The sequence below is a fragment of the Prevotella marseillensis genome, assembly GCF_900625065.1.
Classification (GTDB): domain Bacteria; phylum Bacteroidota; class Bacteroidia; order Bacteroidales; family Bacteroidaceae; genus Prevotella; species Prevotella rara.
On the sequence record NZ_UYXY01000001.1, the window covers coordinates 3,288,837 to 3,308,028 of the forward strand.

General features: G+C 51.4%; 11 protein-coding genes. 8 read left to right on the top strand and 3 right to left on the bottom strand.

Annotated elements, in window-relative coordinates; genetic code table 11:
• Positions 1–19 precede the first annotated feature (19 nt).
• The 4 genes from EJL04_RS13060 to EJL04_RS13075 all read left to right on the top strand — a co-directional run bounded on the left by EJL04_RS13060 (position 20) and on the right by EJL04_RS13075 (position 6,099).
• Positions 20–1,843: a RagB/SusD family nutrient uptake outer membrane protein gene (locus EJL04_RS13060; RefSeq protein ID WP_021854449.1), complete on the top strand. Its 1,824-nt coding sequence runs from the start codon at positions 20–22 to the stop codon at positions 1,841–1,843.
• A 382-nt stretch (positions 1,844–2,225) separates the two neighbouring features.
• The gene (locus EJL04_RS13065; RefSeq protein ID WP_125105212.1) at positions 2,226–4,019 is read left to right on the top strand and encodes a glycoside hydrolase family 32 protein; all 1,794 of its coding nucleotides are present in this window, start codon (positions 2,226–2,228) and stop codon (positions 4,017–4,019) included.
• A 3-nt stretch (positions 4,020–4,022) separates the two neighbouring features.
• Positions 4,023–5,180 carry an MFS transporter gene (locus EJL04_RS13070; protein WP_125105213.1) on the top strand — a complete coding sequence of 386 codons (1,158 nt, stop codon included), beginning with the start codon at positions 4,023–4,025 and terminating at the stop codon, positions 5,178–5,180.
• Between the two features lie 28 nt (positions 5,181–5,208).
• Complete coding sequence (locus EJL04_RS13075) at positions 5,209–6,099, top strand: carbohydrate kinase family protein (protein ID WP_125105214.1); 891 nt, start codon at positions 5,209–5,211, stop codon at positions 6,097–6,099.
• 1,058 nt (positions 6,100–7,157) lie between these two features.
• Here the strand turns inward: EJL04_RS13075 and EJL04_RS13080 are convergent.
• Both EJL04_RS13080 and EJL04_RS13085 read right to left on the bottom strand, forming a co-directional pair.
• A complete protein-coding gene (locus EJL04_RS13080) occupies positions 7,158–10,220 on the bottom strand; it encodes a T9SS type A sorting domain-containing protein (RefSeq protein WP_125105215.1) in 3,063 nt (1,020 codons plus the stop codon).
• A 549-nt stretch (positions 10,221–10,769) separates the two neighbouring features.
• Positions 10,770–12,431, bottom strand: coding sequence for a nucleoside kinase (locus EJL04_RS13085; RefSeq protein WP_125105216.1), 1,662 nt, complete (start codon positions 12,429–12,431; stop codon positions 10,770–10,772).
• An 87-nt stretch (positions 12,432–12,518) separates the two neighbouring features.
• On the opposite strand from EJL04_RS13085, the gene EJL04_RS13090 reads away from it, so the two are divergent.
• The gene (locus EJL04_RS13090; RefSeq protein ID WP_053398943.1) at positions 12,519–14,213 is read left to right on the top strand and encodes a Na/Pi cotransporter family protein; all 1,695 of its coding nucleotides are present in this window, start codon (positions 12,519–12,521) and stop codon (positions 14,211–14,213) included.
• Between the two features lie 427 nt (positions 14,214–14,640).
• On the opposite strand, the gene EJL04_RS16425 is transcribed toward EJL04_RS13090, so the two are convergent.
• Entirely contained in the window at positions 14,641–14,790 is a 150-nt protein-coding gene (locus tag EJL04_RS16425) for a hypothetical protein (protein WP_164511775.1), read from the bottom strand.
• A 306-nt stretch (positions 14,791–15,096) separates the two neighbouring features.
• On the opposite strand from EJL04_RS16425, the gene EJL04_RS13095 reads away from it, so the two are divergent.
• The 3 genes from EJL04_RS13095 to EJL04_RS13105 all read left to right on the top strand — a co-directional run bounded on the left by EJL04_RS13095 (position 15,097) and on the right by EJL04_RS13105 (position 19,165).
• Positions 15,097–16,056 (top strand): PCMD domain-containing protein, encoded by a 960-nt coding sequence (locus tag EJL04_RS13095; protein ID WP_125105217.1) that lies wholly within the window; start codon positions 15,097–15,099, stop codon positions 16,054–16,056.
• A 15-nt stretch (positions 16,057–16,071) separates the two neighbouring features.
• The gene (locus tag EJL04_RS13100; protein WP_125105218.1) at positions 16,072–17,274 is read left to right on the top strand and encodes a BamA/TamA family outer membrane protein; all 1,203 of its coding nucleotides are present in this window, start codon (positions 16,072–16,074) and stop codon (positions 17,272–17,274) included.
• 193 nt (positions 17,275–17,467) lie between these two features.
• Entirely contained in the window at positions 17,468–19,165 is a 1,698-nt protein-coding gene (locus EJL04_RS13105; RefSeq protein WP_125105219.1) for a phosphoethanolamine transferase family protein, read from the top strand.
• Positions 19,166–19,192 lie beyond the last annotated feature (27 nt).

The window sequence follows — 19,192 nt, forward strand, 5'->3', positions numbered from 1 at the left end:
ATTTTAACGATTTATCAAAATGAAAAAGATATATAGCATATTAGCAGCATGCGTCCTGGGCCTTACGCTGACAAGCTGTGACGATTTTCTTGACTATACTCCTACTGCTGTGGTAGACGAGGATAAGGCCTTTTCTGATCCTGAAGGAATGGTTACCTCTGCTTACGCCATGCTCGGCGACTGCTGGTTCTCATATCCGTTTAATCTCTTTCCTTATGGAGACATAACGTCTGACGACTGTCTTAAGGGCGGAAGCGGACCTAATGATACAGGATATCATGCCATGGATATATGGACAACACTGACTTCTACCACTCCGGGTGAGATGGATGAGCTGTGGTATCGTCTTTATTGTGCCGTGTCTCGCTGCAACCGTGCATTGCTGTCACTTGAACGTAACGGCGAGAGCAAGCTCGGAGCTGAGACTACACGCCAGCGTGTGGCTGAGGTTAAATTCCTCCGTGGACATTTCTACTATAAGCTGCTCACCGTATTCCGTAAAATACCTTGGATTGATGAGAGGGTAGAAGACGACGGAACACAGGAGTCTGTAAGAAATGACCAGTACACTTATGAAGAACTCTTCGGCAAGATTATCAGCGACTTTAAGGTTGCTTACGATGTTTTGCCGGTAAAAGAGCCGGGACAGGACGGCCGTGCCAACAAGGTGGCAGCCGCTGCATACCTTGCAAAATGCTATCTTAACCTCGCATGGGGTAACGGATATGAAGCAGGTACAGGTGTTGACCACATCAACACAAACTATATGGACAGCGTTGTGATATACACCGACGAAGTTGTCAACTCTGATTACGGTTATCTCGAGGATTATGGCGACATTTTCCTTCCCGAATATAAGAACAGTAAAGAGTCTGTGTTTGCAGTACAGTGTTCTGACTATGAGGATGACCATACTACTTACGGCCGTGCCAACTGGTCGGTGATGCTTAACGGCTGCTGGGGTATGTGGTCTTGCGGATGGGATTTCCACAAGCCTTCTCAGAACCTCGTAAATGCCTTCAAGACAAAGGACGGTCTGCCAATGTTTGACAATTACAACGACAGTGTTGACTATCCTATCAACGGACAGCCTACTGCACAGAAGTGGGATCCGAGATTGTTCCATACTGTAGGAATGCCATCTTTCCCATACAAATACGAGAAGGAATATACGCAGACTATGGCTAACTCTCGCGACGCTACCGACTATGGCTATTATACATCGCTTAAGGAAGTTCCGCAGCGTTCTAAGGGTGAAACATTCAATGATTCATGGCAGGCTTTTGCAACAAACGATTATGTAATACGTTATACAGATGTCATGCTTATGCGTGCTGAAGCACTTATCGAACTTGGCCGTCTGTCTGAGGCCCGCGTCATCATCAACGATATCAGACGCCGTGCTGCCAACTCTGTGAACAAGCACATTGAATATGCTGCCGACCAGTGCCAGATAGCAGAATATCCTGTTTCTCCGTATTTCGACAACAAGGAGAACGCACGCAAGTGCCTGCGCTGGGAGCGCCGTCTTGAGATGGCTATGGAGAACGGACGCTTCTTCGACCTGCGCCGTTGGGGTGTTGCTTCTCAGACACTTAACGCTTACTTCGCAAGCGAGCAGAACTCTACATACAGCTTCTTCGACCACAACGGCAACGTGATGGAAGGCGCGCCCGTATCATACGATGAAAACGGCAATGTTACAAGTGCCAGGGAACAGCATTACGGACAGTATTACCGCGATGCTCACTTTACGGCAGGCAAGAACGAGTTCTTCCCGATACCTTATAATCAGTTGTTCTACATACCTGGATTATACACCCAGAATCAGAATTATGATTAAAGGATAATTGCCGGTTGCATTCATGGAATAGAAGATGATAGGTATTTTAAGTTGATGAAGATACATCCGGCGGATGTGCGGTGTATTTTGCATAAGATTTCGTGCGGATGTATCTTTTAAAGGTAATAAGATTGTTTTTAAAAGGATATTGCCAATATTGTATACATTGGTAAAATTATAATGACGGCGGTCGTGTAGGTGCAGCATGCAGAAATGCTGCCGACATTGCAGATTCATAAAGGATACAGCATAACAGAAGAGTGTGCCTTGTTAAGTGCTGAAACGTATTTTGAACAAATAACAGCTCTGATCAGAACTTGCAAAATATTAACCGTCCGTCTTGAATAGAGAAAAATTTTTAGGATATATAAAGAATATAATCATGAAAATAAGAAACATACTTGTAGCATTACTTCTTGGAACAGCCTCTTTTCAGGTGGCTGCACAGAATTGTAATGTGTCTTTCCTGAGCAAGTCGCATTGTATTATGCGCGCTGAGGGCAATAGCCGCTACGTGCTGCTGCCTGTGCAGGAGTCATCAGAAATAACCAATGTCAAAGTGATTGTTGACAATAACGTTGTAAAGACATTGAACGTAAAGCTTGCCACAGACAATATAGACTATTACGTTCCGCTGGACATCTCGAAGCTTGACGGCAAGAAGGTGTTGTTCGACTTCCATGTAAACGGAGTTGACGGCAAGCCTACGGCAATGAAGGATTATGCCTGCTGGAAAAACATTTCTTATGCCGACACCTTTGACACTGCTAACCGCGAGAAGTTCCGTCCTGCATATCATCACACGCCTGCATACGGCTGGATGAACGACCCTAACGGAATGTTCTATAAAGACGGCGTATACAATCTTTATTATCAATACAATCCGTACGGTTCACAATGGGAGAACATGACCTGGGGACACTCCTCAAGCCGTGACCTCGTAAACTGGACCGACGAAGGCTTGGCCATTGAACCCGACGGCCTTGGCACAATCTTCAGCGGCAGCTGTGTGGTTGACAAGGACAATACCGCCGGGTTTGGTGCCGGAGCCGTAGTGGCATTCTACACCACGGCAGGTGAGAACCAGACGCAGAGCATGGCCTACAGCACTGACAACGGAAAGACATTTACCAAATATGACGGCAACCCAATTCTGACTGCCGACGTGCCAGACTTCCGCGATCCGCACGTGTTCCGTCACGAAAAGAGCGGTCGCTGGATTCTGATTCTGGCAGCAGGGCAGGAGATGCGCATATACTCTTCGGCCAACCTGAAAGACTGGACCTATGAGAGCAGCTTCGGCAAGGGCTACGGATGCCATGAGGGCGTGTGGGAGTGCCCCGACCTCTTTGAACTGCCTGTTGAAGGCAAGAACTACAGCAAGTGGGTGCTTGTGTGCAACATAAACCCCGGCGGACCTGCAGGCGGCAGCGCCACACAGTATTTCACCGGAACATTCGACGGCCATAAGTTTACCTGTGACACAAAGCCCGAGGTTACAAAATGGGCCGACTATGGCAAGGACAACTATGCCGGAGTAACTTTTGACAACGCTCCCGACGGACGCCGCATAATGATAGGCTGGATGAGCAACTGGCAGTATGCCAACCAGGCGCCCACACAGCAGTATAGAAGTGCCAACACCATTGCGCGCGACCTGTATCTCTATACAGACGGAACGACAGAATATCTGGCCTCGAAGCCTTCTGTAGAGAACGAGAAAATGAGAGGAAAGGCTGCTGTGAAGAAGAATATTTCAGGCTCGAAGACCATAAGCAAGATGTTCAGCAAGCCGCGCGGCACCTATGAGGTGGTGCTCACTCTGGGCAATGACAATGCCGGCAACGTTGAGCTTGTGCTCTCTAACACAAAGGGCGAGAACGTAAGCATGATGTATGATGCAGCCAAAGGCACACTGAGCTTCGACCGCCGCAAGAGCGGAAACGTTTCGTTCAGCGACCAGTTCCCTGCCGTGTCTGTGGCTCCCGTTGTAGGATCTAAGCTCAACGAACTGCGCCTTTATGTAGACAACTGCAGCGTTGAGGCCTTTGCCAACGGCGGACGCTCGGTTATGACCAACCTCGTGTTCCCGTCAGAGCCATACAACAGCATATCAGTTAAGTGCGACGGCAAGAAGAAGTCGGCCTCGCTCGTTGTATATCCTTTAAACAAATAACTTATGAAACCAACCAAGACCATATATCTCATCCCAGTGATGTTCTGCTTCTTCGCCATGGGTTTTGTCGACCTTGTCGGCATAGCCTCCAACTACGTGAAGTCAGACCTTGGGTTGAGCGACTCCGTCGCCAACGTGTTCCCCTCGCTGGTGTTCTTCTGGTTCCTTATCTTCTCAGTGCCCACAGGCATGCTTATGAACCGCATCGGGCGCAAGAACACGGTGCTTCTGTCTCTTGCCGTGACAGCCGTTTCGCTCGTTCTTCCGCTCTTCGGCGAGAGCTTCGCCATAATGCTTCTGTCGTTCTCATTGCTCGGCATAGGCAACACCCTGATGCAGACATCGCTCAACCCGCTGATCTCGACCGTAATCCGCGGCGACAACCTTGCCAGCACCCTTACTTTCGGTCAGTTCATCAAAGCCATCGCCTCTTTCCTCGCCCCCTACATAGCCATGTGGGGCGCCACGGGCGTGCTTCCTTCTTTCGGCATGGGCTGGCGCGTTCTGTTCCTGGTATACTTCGTTGCAGGCGTGCTTGCCACGCTCCTTCTGCTGGTAACCCCCATTAAGGAAGAAGCTCCGGCAGGCAAAGTTTCGGGCTTCGGCGACTGCCTCCGCCTTCTCGGCAAGCCCATCGTCCTTCTGTCTTTCCTTGGCATCATGTGCCATGTTGGCATCGACGTCGGCACCAACACCACAGCGCCCAAGCTCCTGATAGAGCGTCTGGGTATGAGCCTTAACGACGCCGCCTTCGCCACGAGCCTCTACTTCATCTTCCGTACGGCAGGCTGTCTGACTGGCTCGTTCTTCCTCCGCGTGATGAACAACCGCGTGTTCTTCGCCATAAGCGTTGTTATGATGGCTTTGAGCATGTGCGGCATGTTCTTCGGCACGTCGAAGGCCGTGCTCTACACGGCGATAGCGCTTGTAGGCTACGGCAACTCGAACATCTTCTCGATAGTGTTCTCTCAGGCGCTTCTCTCAGTACCCGATCGTCAGAACGAGGTTTCGGGCCTGATGATCATGGGCCTTTTCGGCGGCACTGTGTTCCCCCTTCTGATGGGCTTCGCCTCCGACGCTGCAGGCCAGGCTGGAGCCGTAGGCGTGATGTCAGTCGGCGTGGTCTATCTCCTTTATTATATAAACAAGGTAAAACATTGACAAACTTCAAACAAACAAGCATAACGATATGAAAGATATAATAGTAGGTCTTGGCGAAGCCCTTTGGGACGTTCTTCCCGACGGCAAGAAGCTGGGCGGAGCTCCTGCCAACTTCGCCTACCATGCCGGCCAGTTCGGCTTCGACTCCGTGGCAGTAAGCGCCGTGGGCGACGACCGCCTAGGCGACGAGACCCTCGCCGCCCTTGACGACAAAGGTCTTAAATACATGATGCCTCGCGTACCTTATCCCACGGGCACTGTTCAGGTTACGCTCGACGACGACGGCATCCCGACGTATGACATCCGCGAGAACGTGGCCTGGGACAACATCCCCTTCACCCCGGAGCTTGAGGCCCTTGCCCGCGACTGCCGTGCAGTGTGCTGGGGCTCTCTGGCCCAGCGCAACGTTGTTTCGCGCGATACTATCGGCAAGTTCCTCGACGCGATGCCCTCTGACAAGGGCGTCCTGAAGATATTCGACATCAACCTGCGCCAGAACTTCTACACGAAGGAAGTGATAAGCGAGTCGGTGAAGCGCTGCAACGTGCTTAAGATAAACGACGAGGAGCTCGTTGTGATAGGCCGCCTGTTCGGCTATCCGGGCCTTGACATGAGCAACAAGTGCTGGCTGATACTTGGTAAGTACAACCTTGACATGCTTGTGCTGACATGCGGCGTCAACGGCAGCTACGTGTTCACACCCGGCAGCGTGTCCTTCCAGGAGACCCCGATAGTAGAGGTGGCAGACACTGTAGGCGCTGGCGACTCGTTCACGGGCACGTTCTGTGCCGCCATATTGAGCGGCATGGACGTCAGGGATGCCCATGCCCTTGCGGTAAAGGTGTCAGCCTATGTGTGCACACAGAGCGGCGCCATGCCCGTAATACCTGACAACATCAAAAGTTTTATAAAGCGCTGAGACTGACAGCGCCAAGGCCCATGCCGGCAGTTTCGTGCGGTTCTGGCAGTCGTGCCGTTTCGTTACGGAAAGCCTTATGGCAATTTGTTCCTATCGTTCTTGTTGCCGTGTGGCAGGTGCGGGCTTTTTATTTAATGATTTCTTCATGTTTCAGCCGCATCCATGTCTTATATTGAGCTTACAGCCGTCATCTTTTACGCCGTCGTGGCTGCCTGTGTAAGGATAAGGCTAACGGCAAGATGCCGACAGAAAGCACAATGACAGACGAAGGTATTAGTTTGGCTGACGAACATAATATGCGGTCTGCTGACCGATTTTGGGTTTTAAGATTGTTTTTATTGGGTAATGTTGTCTCTGCAACACGGCACACACAAAGGATTGTGCATCGTGTTGTGGAGACATTTCTTTTTGTCGTTTTTACAGCCGTCAGGCATGGCAATGTGTCATCAGAGTTTTGTCAGAATTTTCAGACGAAATAGAATTCGTGAGGGCAGCGGAGGCATGGCGGCGGTAAACAATATTTACATTATCATGCAAAAGGTATGCTTTTGAAAAATTACTCGGCCACTTTTGGATGAAAAACAGGCGGTTTTTGCACCGTAAACGGGCCTGTTTTTTTATTGAAATAATGGCTTTTTTGTCCTAATTGGGACAAAAAATGTTGCACATTATGCTCTTTATGAGTATAACACTCTGATGCTTAGACTGTTACGATTGCACGCGAAAACTGCCCGTTTTTGCGGCCGGGAGATTTTAATTTTCAAATATCGCAGTATGAGAGCGTCAGCATAAATCAATGTGTAAGCGTTTGGCTTCAATGCGGCTCAATGTGTATTCGGCCGTTGCCGCAGTGGCACGCGGTGAAGAACTTTCTGCTGGCGGCGGCTGTGTGGCGGCAATGGGCGGGAGTAGTGGGATGCCGTGTGCCGCCGTGATGTGCGTTGCAGGCACGGCATGACTACCGGCAAGGGGATAAAGAAGGCGGCCCTTTCGCGAGGAAAGAGCCGCCTGAAAATAGGTTAGGGTGATAATCATGCAGCAGGATTAGCTGCTGACTTTTACTTTACAATCATCTTTTGTGTGTAAACTCTGCCGTCAACATTGATGCTGATGATGTAGATGCCGGCCTTAACTCCGTTCAGCGACAGGCGGTTGCCTTCAGAGCGTGACACGCATACGCCGCTGATGTCAACGAGAGTGGCATTGTCAAACTTGCCGTTGATGGTCAGGCAGTTGTCACCTTCATTGCGTGTTATCGTCACGTTGTCGGCTATGTTGTGCTCAATGCCTGTTACGTCGTCGAGGCAGAACTGCTCAGAAGCCTCCGACTTCGTTCCGTCGTAGAAGAAGCCAACTACCTGGTAGCATGCGTCCTCAGTAGGTTCGGGATCGGTGAAGCGGGTCTGCAGTCTGTCGATGACTCCTTCGTTGAGCTGCTCGCCGTCGCGGTAGATGTTGTATGCAAACAGATCGCCCTCTGCAACCGGTGTGAGTTCAGGATTGTCTGTGATGCATCCGGTGATGTCCCAGCAGCAGTAGCCCTGCTCAGGTGTGCCCTGCTCGTTGTAGAATTCAGAGAGTTTCAGCCAGCTTGCGCCGTTGTCTTCAGAGTAGAGGTCGCTCTTGCCTGCAACAAACTTGTCGCTTATAATGTAGCATATAGGTATCTGCTGCTCGTCGTAGTCGAATATCTTAACACCTATCATCAGCTCTTTGGTTCCGTCGATGAGGAGCGGCTCGTCGAGAGCAACGGTCAGAGCCTCGTTGTATGTCATGTCCTTTATTTCCTGTTCGCGTACCATCTTGCCGTCTTCAAACACTACAACTGAAGCATGTATGCCCTTTACGTCTTCCATTCCGCTATAATAGTTGATGGTTGTCTGCACGCCTGAGAGATATTTGCCCTTGTATGCAGCCAGGTCTTCAGGTTCAAACTTGTTGGCGGCAATAAGTTCCTTGCCTTCGTTGCCTATGGTGTATTTGTTGATGAAAGAAGGATCGTTGATGTAGTTGAGCTGGTAAGCGCCTGAGAGGTTCTGCCACATCAGTGAGAGCGACTTGCCGTCTTTGCCCAGTGTGCCTGTAAGTCCGGCAGGAGCCTTTGAGCCAGAGCCTCCGGCCTCAATCCTCAGGTTGTCTACGTACATCATGTATTGAGCAACGCCCTGTCCGTGCTTGCGCAGACGCAGCTGGAAGATTTTGCCTGTTGTTCCGGCAGAGATGTCAAGGTTAATTACGTTGTAGCTGTATTGTGCATAGATGTCTTTCAGCGACCATGCCTTTATCTCCTTCCATGTCTTTCCGAAGTCGGTAGAGATGTCAACGCTGATAGAGTCTTTCTCGAGATCTTGGTCTACGGAGTTCAGCGGTGTCATCTGCATGAAGAACGACAGGCTTACTGATTCTGCCTTTGTGGCGTCGAGCGGGCGTGATATGAGGCTTCCTGAATAAGGCTGCTGTGAGAATACCATGTAAGAAATGCTGCTGCCTATCAGTCCGTAGTCCTGCATGACGCCCCACATTGCGTCAGTAGGATCGCCGTATTCAACTTTAGACTCCCAGTAGTTTGTCTCAAGAGAGTTTGACGAGAAGTCGTCGAACAGAGGCATGTCGTATGTGTCGGGCACAGAAGCCTTCAGAATGTTTGACTTTGGCGAAAGCATCTCGCCGCCCTCTGCTGTCTCGAACACTGCTTCAACGGCATAGCCCGGGTGTCCTGCCGGAACGTTGTTCTCGGTCAGAGTCATCGGCTTGTCGGCTGTAACGTTGGCAACCTTTTTGCCGTCGCGGTAGATGTTGTATGACTTCAGGGTCAGGTCTTCATATTTAGTCTCGTCCTTTGCCCATGTCAGCGTAACCTGTCCTAAAGCCTCCGACTTGGCAGAGAGTCCTGACGGGGTTACAGGGATAGACACGTCGTATCTTTCTGATTTCAGAATCCAGCACTTAGCCTTCTGTCCTACGGCAGCATAGATGTCGATGTTTCCTACTATTACGTTGCCGTCGGCAGATATTGCCATGGGCACAGCCTGTGTCTTCTCGCCATACTCAAATGTGAAGTCGGGAGTAACTCCGCTGGCAAACAGCTGCATATAGTAAGGGAAGTCGAGGTTGCGGTCCTCCTTGTATGAGTACCAGAACGGGCGTGTATATACGTCTCCGCCGAAGAATATAGAGCCATAGTTATAGGCAGCCACCACGTTGCCCTCGTTGTCTACGGCTGCATATTCTATGTTTGCTGCTGTATCGAAGGCAGGAATCTTGCGTCCTTCATTGGCTTCAATGTTGTAGAGATATACCATGTTGGACGGATTCTTGGCTACGATGAACTTGCCGTTAGCGCTCACTGACAATATCTTCACCTGTCCGCCGTAGCTTGAAGACTCCCATCCTATCTGCTCGTCTGTCACGATGGTGTATGTTCCGTCTTTCCATAGTGCCACTTGCTGGTTGTTTGTAGCGTCTGTAATGGTTCCTACAATAGTAGTGCCGTCGTCAGAGATGAAGTAAGGTCTTCCACCTTTGGCATCTTCTGGTAATGCGAGCCACTCGAGAGTCCATTTGCCGTCGTTGCCCTCTTTCCACATACACGGATAGAATGATGAGGCATTGCCTGTGCTGATATATCCGCAGACGGTCTTTGAGTCGGCCGAGATGTCTGTAGCCTGTGAGCCGTCACCCAGGAATTCAAACTTAGATGTGTCGAAGTCGCCGTAGTAAAGAAGCGTGCATTTGCCGTCTTTCCATATCGCGGCAGAGTTGGCTGGTCTGGTTTCAGTGCCAAACATGTCAGAGTAAGTTATGAGAAGATCCGGGTCCTTTGATGATCCGCAAATCACGCCGGCGTCGTTTACGGCCTTAAATTCTCCTGACTTGCTGAAGTCGTTTTGGTCAAACTCGGTAAGCCACTGTGTCTCACCTGTGTTGGTGTCATACAGATAGCTGACAGAATAAGAGCCGTCAACCATGTATGAGGGATTCACTCCTACAAGATATTGTCCGCTGGGTGAAATCGCCACTCCGTAAGTTAACTCCGGTAATGTCTTAAAGCTTTTGTCTGCCCATGCATTTTCAGCAAATGTTGCAAGTGCAACAGCCAATAAAAGTAACGTCTTTCTCATGAGTATAACAATTTAAATTAAACATAATATGATACTTCGAGGTAACAAAGTGTCTGTCATTTGCAAATTTAAATAAATGTTGTTGTTTTCTTTAAAATATTCTGCCGTTTTCACTTCATATGTATCAATATGAAGTAAAAAGCCCCTGTTTTATGTTGCTTAATCAGTAATAAATGCGAATTAAACGGAAGATTTTAAAGACAGATGCGTTATAGGCATCCCAGTTTGGATGCAGGCATGACGTTTCAGGCAGAAAGTATTATGGGTAAGACAGACCCCCTCGTGCTGTGTCTGCAAGGCTGTCGGCAGACGGTGATTGGCTTATAACTGACAGCCGGGCATGCAGTATGCCGCACCGTCATGACAAAGCCGGCACTGTTAGTATGGAGAGAACTGTATGTCGGCGTGGCTGCAATGCGTCTTCAGCCATCAACTCGTAGTATTGCATATGCCGTATGCAAAGAAATAGCCGGACGTCTTTATTAAATATATGTATAAAGACATCCGGCTATATTGTTTTTTATTGAAATAATGCTATAAGCAACGGCATCAGTACTTGAACGAACTGCCGCCCAAGAACTCGCGCAGCAGCGATGTAGGAGGCAGCTGGCGGTTGGGTATCGGGGCGATATACTTGAGGAACTTCAGCAGGCGGTAGGCCTCGGCGTGCTCCTCCATGTTCTCAGGCACAAGCTCGAGCAGCGGTTCGGCCTGGCTCTTTATGACGGCAAGCTCGAAGAGCAGGGCAGAGTTGAACATCACGTCGGCATTCTCCTGATAGGGGAATATCCACTTGTTCTCGCCGGCACGCACGCTCGGCCAGCGGCGTATGGTCTCGGCGGCGCTCACACCGCGGTATTTGTAGTCGCGTATGATGCGGCGCAGCAGTCGGTTGTCTGTCGTCGGTATATAGTTGTGCGTGTCGAGCAGTATGGTTGTCAGTGCCGATGCATACACGCGGAACTTCTGTTCCTCTGGTATTTTGGCCGTGAGTTCGGGGTTGAGTGCGTGGATGCCTTCCACTACGAGCACGTTGTCGGGCAGCAGTTTCAGCCTGCGTCCGCTCTTCTCGCTGCGTCCCGACTGGAAGTTATAGCGCGGCAGCTCAACCTCCTCGCCCGCAAAGAGCGCGTTGAGCTGCTCGTTGAGCAGCGGTATGTTGAGCGCGTAGAGGCTCTCGTAGTCGTAGTCGCCCTTGTCGTCCTTAGGCGTAAGCTCACGGTTGACGAAATAGTCGTCCAAAGAAATCTGCACAGGCTTGATGCCGCACGTTAGCAACTGTATGGACAGACGCTTGCAGAACGTTGTCTTGCCGCTCGACGACGGGCCCGATATCAGCACCACTCTTACGCCCTTGCGCGCTGCTATCATGTCGGCAATCTGCGATATCTTCTTCTCCTGAAGGGCTTCCGACACGTTGATAAGGTCGGTAGAGTGGCCGTTCTTTACGGCGTCGTTAAAGTCGCCCACGGTGCTCATTTCCAGAATCTTCTGCCAGCGGTGGTGCTCCTTGAATATCTCGAACATCTTGTCCTGCCTTATCAGGTCGCCCAGGCGCGACGGGTCGTCTCGTAGAGGTATGCGCAGCAGCATGCCGTCGTAATACTTCTCGAGGCCGAAGAGATACAGCTGGCGCGTGTTGGTGAGCAGCGTGCCGTAATAGTAGTCCTTGTATCCGTCGATTTCGTAGTATGTGGTGTAGAGCGAGCCTACGCTCTTTAGCAGCTTAACCTTAGAGTCCATGCCCATCTCGGAGAACATGCCGATGGCCTCTTCCGTGGTGCATTCGTGGCGGCGTATGGGCAGCGCGTCGTCGATAATCTGCTGCATTCGCGAGCGCAGCGCGTCGGCGTCGGCCTCGGTGAGCGGTCGTCCTATGTTGATGTTGCAGTAGTAGCCGTTAGACACGGGTATGTCTATCACCACCTCGGCTCCCGGCCACACGTCATGCGCGGCCTTGCACAGCACGAAGAACAGTGTGCGCGTGTAGGCTCGCGAGCCTGAGGCCGACCTTATGTCAAGAAATTCAACATCCTTGCTGTGATACACTCTGTAATTGAGTCCCTCCACCTTGTTGTTTACTTTTGCGCTGATGGGGCCGTAATCCATTTCGAGATTAAATTCACGAAAAACATCAGAAAGTGTACTTCCTATTGCAAAATTTTTAATTTTTTTATTATTTTTGCAACGTATTTGAATTGTTTGTTTCATATCCATGCGGTTAAACGATTTACGCTCGTAAAGATACTCCGTTTTTCGCATCACATCGCAACATGACATGATAAATTAAATTAAAATATGTCGATTTGGATTTTTTTTAAGATTATTGGAGCATTAGCCCTTCTTATCTACGGTATGAAAGGCATGAGCGAAGCTCTGCAGAAGATGGCAGGCTCACAGTTGCGCCACATCCTCGGCACGATGACTAAAAACAGGTTTACCGGAATGCTCACCGGTATGTTCGTAACTTGCTCAGTGCAGTCGTCGTCGGCCACGACGGTAATGACAGTATCGTTTGTCAACGCCGGACTCTTGACATTGGCTCAGGCCATATCAATTATTATGGGAGCCAACATTGGAACTACGCTTACGGCATGGATCATGAGCCTCGGATTCTCGTTCAACTTCACCGATGTGGTGTTCCCTGCCTTTATTGTCGGCATCCTGCTAATCTACACCCGGCGCCACCGCTACATAGGCGACTTCCTCTTCGGCATAGCCTTCATGTTCTTCTCGCTGGCAATTCTCAGCGACACGGGCAAGGAGATGGACCTTGGCCACAATCAGGCTCTGTTAGAGTTTTTCAGTTCGTTCGACACTAACAGCTACATAACAATAATCGTATTCCTTCTTATCGGTACCGTGCTGACCTGCATCCTGCAGTCGTCGGCCGCCCTGATGGCCATCACCATGGTGCTCTGCTCGAGCGGCGTGCTGCCCATATATCTGGGTATAGCGCTCGTGATGGGCGAGAACATCGGTACTACCGCCACGGCCAACCTGGCCGCCCTCGGAGCCAACACACAGGCGCGCAGGGCTGCGCTGGCCCATCTGGTGTTCAACGTGTTCGGCGTGCTGTGGGTGCTGTGCGTGTTCTATCCGTTTGTCGACCTTGTCTGCAACTTTGTCAACTACGACCCGCAGTCGCACGACCTCAATCCAATAAAGCTTTCTGTAGTGCTGGCAGCGTTCCATACGTCGTTCAACATCTGCAACACCTTTATACTTATATGGTTCATACCGCAGATAGAGAAACTTGTCTGCTGGCTCATCAAGCCCCGCACCAACGACGAGGAAGAGGAGTTCCGCCTGCGCTACATCGGCGGCAACAGCATCATGGAGACGCCGGAGCTGTCGGTGCTCGAGGCACAGAAGGAGATTATTCTCTTTGCTGAGCGCATACAGCGCATGTTCGGATTTGTGCGCGAGCTGCTCAACACCACCAACGACACGGCCTTCACGAAGCTCTTTACCAGAATAGAGAAGTATGAGGGCATCAGCGACAACATGGAGATAGAGATTGCCAAATATCTCGACAGCGTGAGCGACGCCCACCTCAGCGACGAGACCAAGGCCAGGATAAGGGCCATGCTCAGGGAGATATCGGAGATTGAGAGTATCGGCGACAGCTGCTACAACATTGCCCGCAACATCAGCAGAAAGTTTAAGGGCAAGGAAGACTTCACCGAAAGCCAGTATGAACACCTGCACCAGATGTTTGAACTTACCGACGACAGCCTGACGCAGATGAACATCATGCTCTCGGGACGCAAGGACAAGCTCGACGTTAACCGCTCGTTCAACATAGAGAACGAGATTAACAACTATCGCAACCAGCTGAAGAGCCAGAACATCAACGACGTGAACAGCCATGAGTACACCTACGCCATCGGCACGATGTATATGGACATAATATGCGAGTGCGAGAAGCTTGGCGACTACGTTATCAACGTTGTTGAGGCCCGAATGGGTACGAAGCAGAGAGAAGCCTGACCATGACACGGCCGCTGCGGCGGCATGGGCATGGCATCAGCAATAATAAGGTCAGGCCAGGGCATGCCGCTCCTGCCTGACTGATATACATGCTATACGGCCGTCCGTATTGTCTTCCGGCATCTACATTTGCCGGAGGCAGCGCCGACGGCCTTTTTTGTGCGGCATCGGCAGGCATGTTGTCAGCCGGTTGAACGGTGCGCCGTTGCTGCTGCGTGCCTAATCGTTGGCGTGTGTGGCTGCGCCATGTTGCGGCAGCCATGCCGTACTGGCAAAATTAACCTATGACTTGCGCATGAAAAGTGGGCCGTTTACGGTGCAAAAGTGGCCCACTTTTGCACCATAAACGGCCCACTAACAGTCTGAAAGTAAATCGGCGGCAATTCCTTAAAGAATTGATGAATATTCATCATAAAACAATCTTCTGTTAATGAAAAGTGGCTGAAAATGTTACGATTTTCAGCCACTTTTTGTATATCCCTGTTTCCGGCGTCAGCAGGTAGCCGTCTTGCAGCTCCTGAACAGCATGCCCGATGAGTTTGTTATTGAATGTTTTTCTGCCCAAATTCGTCTTCATCGTTCTGTCTTATTTTGGTTTTATCTTGAGCGTAGAGGCTTCCGCTTTTTCGGAGACGTTTTTCATTTTTAACTTTTAACCCAATCGACAGATTTTGGTTAAACGATATGCACCGTAATACGCGGCTCGCTTTTAATCCTGTGCGGCCGGGTATTGTGTCATAGGGCCGGATGTGGAATAATCGTATACTAAAAGTTAAATAATGTTTTTCACTGCAAAATAATACACACATTTGGAGCTTCTAACAGTCAAAAACACTTCAAAAACTTTTTTAGACAATAAAGTTTTCATATATTTGCCACCATTATGAAACATAAATGTAATAACCTCATGCTGGCATTAGTCATCCTGCTGACCCTGCCGGCGTCTGCCACAGAGAAGGTTGTCCCCATTCGCTATGGCAATATGGACAATTGGACCATACGTAAGATAGAGGAATCTGCAATCATCGGGGGACAGACAAAGACGCTGTATGAGATAGGACCAAGCCGCACCATAAGCGGCAACAAGCCTTACGTCAACGGCGGAGGTTCGCCTTGGGGCACGTCTAACGTGATGGCAAAGGTCATGGGGGTGGTAAAGACCAACAACTCGGTCTACCGCGACAAGCACGGCAGCGGATATTGCGCCAAGCTGACCACTCACATCGAGAGCGTCAAGGTGATGGGCCTTATGAACATCAAGGTGCTGGCGGCAGGCTCTATCTTCCTGGGAGACATGAAGGAGCCGATAACCGGAACCAAGGACGGACCAAAGGCCATGAACAACGGTATACACTTTACGGGCAGGCCCAAGGCGCTGCGCTACGACTATAGGGTGAAGGTGGCCGGTACGGCCAACAGAATAAAGCAGACCGGATTCAGCAAGAGTTCTACCGTGGCAGGCAAGGACTACGCCATAACCGTGCTGTATCTGCAGAAGAGGCATGAGGACAGCAAAGGGAACATCACGGCCGAAAGAGTGGGCACGCTCGTAGTGAAATACGGGACAAGCACCAACGGATGGGTGAACAACGCCACATATCAGATACTTTACGGCGACATAAGGAACAATCCTAACTATGACGCAAGGACCATGGGGCTGCGCAAGACCGACTATGCACGCAACAGCAAGGGCAAGAGCGTGCCCGTGGTTGAGACGGGATGGGCTGCCAAGGGCACTGCGCCTACGCATCTGATGCTGCAATTCTCGTCGAGCCATGGCGGTGCATACATCGGATCGCCCGGAAACACTCTGTGGATAGACAATGTTGAACTTGTTTACTGATAAAGACAACAGCTGATGAAGACTCTGCTGCTTACAACCCTCATGGCGCTCGGAACCGCAGCCGCGGGGGCGCAGGATACCGGAGACAGGGCCGAAACTATAGTGGCCGACACGTGTGAACAGGCCGGAACATGTCCTGCCGACACTACGGAGAAAAAGAAGAAAAAGGGACTGATTAACCGCGTCATCGACTATTTTGCCGACTCGAACAAGGAGAAGCCTTACAAGAAGTTCGACTTCAGCATAATAGGCGGACCGCACTACAGCACCGACACCAAGCTCGGACTGGGACTTGTTGCCACCGGACTGTATCGCACCGACATGACCGACTCGCTCCTTACGCGCTCTAACGTGGCCCTTTACGGCGACATCACCACGGCAAACTATTATAAGATTGGTGTGAGGGGCAACCATATATTTCCGCACGACCGCTGCCGTATGGTCTACGACGTGTCGTTCGACTCGTTCAAGAGCGACTTCTGGGGCATCGGCTACGAGATGGGCAACAACGACGCCAACAAGTCGGAGATGAACCGCTGCCAGGTCAATGCCGACATAAGTCTGCTGTGGCGCTTTGCCGACAATCTGTATGCAGGTCCGGTGCTGGTCTACGACTTTGCCTATGCCAACAACGTAGAGCGCCCCGAACTGCTCAACGGCATGGACAGGCGCACATGGAACGTTGGCGCGGGCGTCTCGCTCGTTTACGACTCGCGCGACGTCATAACCAACCCTCACAAGGGCTTCTATGTCAACCTGTCGCAGTATTTCCGGCCGGCATTTCTCGGCAACGACTATGCCTTCAGCACCACCGACCTTCATGCCAGCGCATACGGACGGGTGTGGAAGGGAGGCATCATCGCGGGCGACATCACCAGTACGCTCAACTTCGGCAATCCCTCGTGGGGCATGATGGCGCTGCTGGGCAGCTCTTATTCCATGCGCGGATATTATGAGGGACGCTATCGCGACAAGCACAAGATAGAGGCGCAGGTTGAGCTGCGTCAGCATCTGTGGGGGCGCAACGGCATGGTGGTATGGGCCGGAGCGGGCACGGTGTTCAGCAAGTTCAGCGCCATACGCGCCGACCGCGTGCTGCCCAACTTCGGCATAGGCTACCGCTGGGAGTTCAAGAAAGACGTGAACATACGCCTCGACTACGGCTTCGGCAAGAGCGGACAGTCGGGCTTCCTCTTCCATATCAACGAGGCCTTCTGACCTCGTCTTCTCTGCGGCTGTGCCTTGTCATGCGCCGTCAGCGGACATCATAGTCCCCTGTCTGCCGCATCATAGCGCCCGCCGCTTACGTTCTACGGCAGCTGTCGCCGTGAGGCTGTGTGCTGCCGCGCCGTGACAAAGTTCTGTCGGGGCGCCTGCAACGACATAATCAACAAACAGACAATAAAAGGAAATGATCAAATCAACAGACATAATAAGATGCTGCGCCTCGCCGCACGGCATATTCTGGCTTACTGTTGCCGTGCTGGCAATACCCAACGTGGCTCTGTGCTTCACCGAGCGCATGGGCATCATGGCCTCCGTCACCAACATCGTGCTGCCCGTAGCGGCCGTATGGCTGCTCATGGCGCTGGGCCGTAAGCCCGGCAAGACGGCTCTGCTGCTTTTTCCGCTGATGTTTCTGGCCGCCTTCCAGATAGTGCTGCTCTATCTCTTCGGCCATTCTATTATAGCTGTCGACATGTTCCTCAATCTTGTTACCACCAATGTGGGCGAGGCCATGGAGCTGCTCGACAATCTTCTGCCGGCAATAGTAATCGTCGTGGTTATTTATGTGCCCGTGATAGTGCTGGCCGTTGTGTCGCTGCGCCGCGGCGATGTGCTCAGCCGCAGTTTTCTGCTGCGCCAGCGACGCCGTTCGCTTGCGGCTCTCGTTGCAGGGGCGGCATGCATGGCGGGCTGCTATCTTGCCGGTCGCGACTACAGCGCACGGCTGCATCTGTATCCCCTCAACGTGTTCTACAACATATATCTTGCCGCCGACCGCTACAAGGCCACGGCAGATTATCCACAGACATCGGCCGGCTTCAGGTTTAATGCCGTGCCCACCCATGCCGCCTCAGGGCGCGAGGTCTATGTGCTGGTTATCGGAGAGACGGCGCGTGCCTACAGCTTCGGGCTTTACGGCTATTGCCGCAACACCACGCCCATGCTTCAGCGCACTGGTGGACTCACGGTGTTCAGCGATGCCATAACGCAGTCGAACACCACGCACAAGAGCGTACCGATGCTCATGTCGGCAGCCTCGGCTGAAGACTACGGCCGTATATACCGCGAGAAAGGCATCATCACGGCGTTTCGCGAGGCAGGCTTCCACACGACATTCATATCAAACCAGCGGCCTAACCACTCGTTTATTGACATCTTCGGCAAGGAGGCCGACGACTGGAAGTTTATAAAAGAAGAAACTGAACGCAGCGATATGTATGACGAAGATATGCTGCGTATGGTGAACGACATACTGGATAAGAAACGTGCAAAGGAGCTGATTGTGCTGCACACGTATGGCTCTCACTTCAACTACCGCGAGCGTTACAGGCGGTCTGAGGCCGTGTTCAGGCCCGACAACGCCAGCGAGGCCAAGGTGTCTAACCGCAGGCAGCTGCTCAACGCCTATGACAACAGCATCAGGAGCACCGACCGTTTCTTGTCGTTGCTCATACGTCAGATCGACCGCAGCGGTGCCGTGTCGGCCATGCTCTATACCTCAGACCACGGCGAAAACATCTTCGACGACGGCCGCAGGCTGTTTCTTCATGCTTCGCCTATACCTTCATACTATGAGCTGCACGTGCCTCTGCTGATATGGATGTCGCCGTCTTACAGGCAGATGTATGCCGCCGAGGCCGCAGCCGTCGGCTATAACAGCCGCAAGAGTGTGGCCACGAGTGCGTCGGTGTTCCACACCATGCTCTCGCTTGCAGGCATATCAACGCCCCTGCGTGCCGACAGCCTGTCGGTGGCAAGCAGCAGCTATAAGCCGGGCGAGCGCCATTATCTTAACGATCACAACTTGCCTGTGGCTATAAAGAAGATTTTGCGTGGAGACGAAGATTTTGTTATGTTCAGAAAGATGAACCTGAAATACTGACGCTGCAGCCAATGCTGCTTCTATTAT